This is a genomic window from Arthrobacter gyeryongensis (assembly GCF_039543785.1).
In the GTDB taxonomy this organism is placed as follows: Bacteria; Actinomycetota; Actinomycetes; order Actinomycetales; family Micrococcaceae; genus Arthrobacter; species Arthrobacter gyeryongensis.
Genome location: NZ_BAABKK010000047.1, coordinates 1 through 4,117, shown reverse-complemented (window position 1 = coordinate 4,117; position 4,117 = coordinate 1). Strand labels below are relative to the sequence as shown.

At 60.6% G+C, this 4,117-nt stretch carries 6 protein-coding genes; all 6 read right to left on the bottom strand.

What is annotated here, in order from left to right; all coding sequences use genetic code 11:
- Positions 1-942 precede the first annotated feature (942 nt).
- Positions 943-1,101 (bottom strand): hypothetical protein, encoded by a 159-nt coding sequence (locus ABEA18_RS24130; protein WP_345453857.1) that lies wholly within the window; start codon positions 1,099-1,101, stop codon positions 943-945.
- 12 nt (positions 1,102-1,113) lie between these two features.
- Positions 1,114-1,665, bottom strand: coding sequence for a recombinase family protein (locus ABEA18_RS24125; protein ID WP_345453855.1), 552 nt, complete (start codon positions 1,663-1,665; stop codon positions 1,114-1,116).
- Positions 1,666-1,991: 326 nt separating this feature from the next.
- Positions 1,992-2,807, bottom strand: a complete 816-nt coding sequence (locus ABEA18_RS24120; RefSeq protein ID WP_345453851.1) for a hypothetical protein — start codon at positions 2,805-2,807, stop codon at positions 1,992-1,994.
- Positions 2,804-3,301 (bottom strand): hypothetical protein, encoded by a 498-nt coding sequence (locus tag ABEA18_RS24115; protein ID WP_345453848.1) that lies wholly within the window; start codon positions 3,299-3,301, stop codon positions 2,804-2,806. Before ABEA18_RS24115 ends, ABEA18_RS24120 begins: the two co-directional genes overlap by 4 nt.
- Positions 3,298-3,459, bottom strand: a complete 162-nt coding sequence (locus ABEA18_RS24110) for a hypothetical protein (RefSeq protein ID WP_345453845.1) — start codon at positions 3,457-3,459, stop codon at positions 3,298-3,300. The genes ABEA18_RS24115 and ABEA18_RS24110 overlap by 4 nt, the downstream gene beginning before the upstream one ends.
- Positions 3,460-3,632: 173 nt before the next feature.
- The coding region (locus tag ABEA18_RS24105) for a primase C-terminal domain-containing protein (RefSeq protein WP_345453842.1) at positions 3,633-4,117 on the bottom strand (485 nt) is incomplete at its 5' end.

Below are 4,117 nucleotides of genomic sequence, written 5' to 3'. Positions count from 1 at the left end.
CGGCAAGCTTCAGGAACACGCTGAATGACTTCATGGCACCCAAGCTACAGGGGCCGTGGCGTGCCCCCTGGAGGCTCGCTGACCCTTCCCGCGCGGCCCTCATTTTGTTTCTTTTGTTTCCGTCTACGCGATCGCGCGCGCGTGCGCGCGAGGGGGACGGGTCATCACGGAGAACGTGGACGACCTCATAACAGGTGGACCACCTTGCCACGATGTCTGCCAAGTGGTGGACAACTTCGCGGATGAGCTTCCGCCCGCGAGTTTCCGGGAGTTTCCGCGTGCCCAGTGTCCATCGCCCACAAAAACCGGCCGGAATCGCCCGGGGTTTTGCAAGGAACTGCGCATAGCGCAAGTAGGGTTGTTTTTGTCTCACCTCGAGACTAGGGACAGCTGCCGTGTAGCAACGAGCGGCCCTATCCCCGGAAGGAGGTGGTGGCGCTATGGGAAAGCACGTCAATAAGGCTTCTGCGGGAACGCAAGAAGCCGCGAGACGCTTACGGTCTGTCGGACTCTGTATAAGCGGCTTCGCGGCTCTAGTCAATCTTGCACGATTGCTGAAGGACTGGTTTTAGCTAGCCCTCCATCGGTAGTGGTCCAGTTGGCGCTGGGCCACTACTTCTTTAACCACACACTGGACTCTAGGGAACTTTAGGGAACTGTAAGGGACTCTAGGGATCTCTATAGAACTGTGCGGTCGCTAACAGCATATACAGATTTACACGCTACGGAGGTAGGGCGAAAATTTTTCAAGTAAAAATTTTCCACACTTCAACTGTGAAAATTTAAGTCAACTCCCATAAGCAAACAGGTTTCCCATAGACAAGTGCCAACACTTCAAGTGCGGCTAAGTCGCACTACGGACATGGTGCAGAGTAAGTCTGGGGACTAGTAGAGCCACTGATTAGTGGGATTTTTTAGACACCATATAAAACGCGTGTGGGTCTACTCGCTCAGCACGGGATACCCAGCGAACTCTAGGACGCTCACCAGAGCAGCGCGGGCTGGGGCGTCGGAAGGCGTGGGGCCGTGCTTGCGGATACCTTCGTCAATCAGGGCAATGCGCTGCTGGCAGAAGTCCACGATGTCTTCGGTCGTTTTCATGGGTCGATCCTCTCAGTTGCGCACGTAGCGGTACACGGACGGCTCGGACACGTGGAACATGTCGGCCAGTCGGGCGACGGTGAAACCCTGCGCCTTGAGCTTCCTCATTTCCTCCACCTTCGCTTCGTCCAGAAGCTTTCTCCTGCCGCCCTTGTGGCCTCGGGCACGGGCAGCAGCCAGACCGGCCTGTGTGCGCTCGATCATGACGTTCCTTTCGAACTCCGCGAAGGCACCGAGGATGTCGATCATCATCTTGCCCATGGCCCCCTCGTCGGTCAGTCCTTCCGTGAGGCTCCGGAAGTGCACTCCCCGCGCCCGTAGCTCGTTGATGGTGTTCCTGACGTGTGTCAGGTTCCTGCCCAAGCGGTCGAGTCTCCACACGGCGAACGTGTCACCGGCGCGGCAGTAGTCGAGGGCGTCAGCCAGTCCCTGCCGCTCGATGGTGGAACCACTCACGCCTTCGTCCACGAACACCCTGTCAGCCCCTGCGTGCATGAGCGCGTCCCTCTGCAGGTCTAGGTTCTGGTCATGTGTGCTGACTCTCAAATAACCGATCAGTGCCACCGTAAGTCCCCTTTGTTTTCAAGGCTTTTCGCTTGATCACAGTTTATCAGTATTCCGTTGGCGTTAATAGTTTTGATAGGCCGGCTTTTGAAGTTGGGTTTTGACAGGGTTCAGGGGCCGTCGTGACAGGTTCCATGGGGTTCCACGGCACCTCTCACCACAGGATGGTTTGCGACAGGGCAGCACAAAGCCCCCCGAAAGGAAGTAAACGGGGGGCTTCGGCTTCCCCCGGGGCCACAGCCAACGCGCATGCCGGGGGTTTCCCGGCTCACCCATGCCGGGGGTTTCCCTCCCGGGGAAATGCGAAAACCCGGGAGGAAGCTTCTCTATTCGAGGTCTGCGGGGTCGATGTTCGGACCGCCAGCGATAGGCGAGGGAACGCCCTTCAGGAGGTCGCGCCCGGCAATGCTCGTGAGTCCACCGTTCCTGTACCGGCCATGGGTGATCGCGTTCAGGACGGCTGTGAGCCACTCAACGCGAGGGAAGAACGGAAAGTCCTGATCACCCACGCGCGTGACGTGGACGTAGCCGCGTGCCGGTGGGCGCACCTCGTCGTCAGGGATCCCGGCAGTCACCAGCTGGCCGACGGCCTCGTCCTGCACGGCCATGTCCTCATCGACGGCTTCCAGCAGCTCGAGAATCGCCCTTGCGGCCTCGATCTGCTTCGCCTGGACTCTTTCCCTGCTTGCGGACAGTTCCGCTTTAAGGGGCACCACGAGGGCTTCCTGCGCCTCTTTCTCGGCCTTGGCACGCTCCGCGTCGGCTCGTTCCCTGCGGCCTTCCTCAGCGAGGGTTTCAAGCTCGATTTGGGCGCGGAGAGCGGCAACGTGCGCGGGATCCACGTTCCTGCCTTCACGGGCGTCCGCGAGCAGCTGCCTTAGCTCCACTACAGGGTCGGTTTTCACTGGGCTGTCCCACATCTCCTCAAGGCGTCGGGCTTCGTCAGCCTTGGCCGTGGTCGGGCTGATCATCACGGCGTGGCCGCACTTGAGCCGCTGGAGGTACACGTCCACGTTGGTATCGTTCCGGAGCTTCCCGTAATTGGGCGCGAGGGGAATCAACGCCATGGCCGTTTCACCGAACGCCTGGACTATCTCGGCGGGCTGGAGGATTTCAGCACCAGCCGGGTGAGCGCACCTCATTGCAGGCCGTCCTTCGTGAGCTTCAGGTCAATGAGACTGCCCGAAAGATCCACGTCCGAAGTGTCCTTAAGGTAGGCCAGCTGCTCAGGCGTGAGGGTGTCCGACCACGAGCGTGGCTGCTGGCCCCGGTACTTTTCCCACGCGGATTCACTCTCGGCCTTCGCCACCGTGTCAGGCGTGGACAGGTACATGCAGCCGCAGGCGCTCCGCCCGATCACACCGTTAGGGACAGTCATAGTAGAGGACTTCCGGAGCGTGCCGGAGTCGATGCCGTAGAGCATGGCGGCGGTCTTTTCCTCGGCCTCGGACAAGTAGCCGAAAGCCGGATCATGCCTGTGCGTGCCAGCGGCCTTTGCCACCAACCATCCTTCGACGCCATGGGCTGGGAAGTCCACGGCGGACACTTCCCTCACATCCAGATTCACCAGTTTCCGCTGGACCTTCCGGACCTGCTGGCGTCGATCCCACTCGGCCAGGGCTTCATCGCGGTTCATCGGATGCCTGCCTGAAACAGCCGGACATGGTGCGAGTTGTGGGCGTTCGGGTCAACGGTGGCGCACCCGCACTTGGAGCACAGCCAGCCGACAGGGGTAGCAGGCGTGTAGGTGGGTGTCACGAACTCGGGCGGTTGCTCGTATGTAGGCGTGGGCATGGGGAGTTTCCTCGGGTTAGGCGGACTTCCCGGGCACTCCCTTACCCGCTACCTCCAATTTTAAAGCCTGTGCCCGTACGAAACGACTGGCCACACCGTGGCAGGGCAGATGTATTGCACAGGCCATGACATACGGGAGTCAAGGGCTAGGAAGGGTCATTATCTGATATGGGCTAATGAGTAGTTTTTCCTGCGCGGCGTCCGATGCTCTGGGCTGCTCTCAAGCTCATGCCGAGGGTGTCAGCGATAGCCTGCCAGCGGTGGCCTTCAGCCCTGAGTTGGAGCACGGCCTGTTCCCGTTCACGTGCCCTAGCGCTCCTGACTTCCGCACTCTTGGCCGCGCCCTTGGTACCGCGTTCTTTCTGGACTGCCTGGAAGCTCTCAGGCGTCATGGTGGCCCATGTCCAGTGGGCAATCGAGGAAGCAATGCCAGCCACTTCGACGGCTCCGAGGGGCACGGCCAGCTGTGCGTTCAGGACGGTCAAATGATCCTCGACGGCGTGACGGAAAGCTGGCAGACCATCGGACCAGTAGCGGCGCACAGCGGAGTACGCCCACACGCGGGTTTGCTCGAACAGGAGGCAGTTACGGCCCAGCCCTGCAACGTCACCGCGTGGCTTCCTCTCGGAAGGTGCCGGGAGATTCGTCCCCAGCTCGG

Coding starts and splice junctions, on each gene's coding strand:
- ABEA18_RS24130 (WP_345453857.1), bottom strand. CDS start 1,101: ATGAAAACGACCGAAGACATCGTGGACTTCTGCCAGCAGCGCATTGCC.
- ABEA18_RS24120 (WP_345453851.1), bottom strand. CDS start 2,807: ATGAGGTGCGCTCACCCGGCTGGTGCTGAAATCCTCCAGCCCGCCGAG.
- ABEA18_RS24115 (WP_345453848.1), bottom strand. CDS start 3,301: ATGAACCGCGATGAAGCCCTGGCCGAGTGGGATCGACGCCAGCAGGTC.
- ABEA18_RS24110 (WP_345453845.1), bottom strand. CDS start 3,459: ATGCCCACGCCTACATACGAGCAACCGCCCGAGTTCGTGACACCCACC.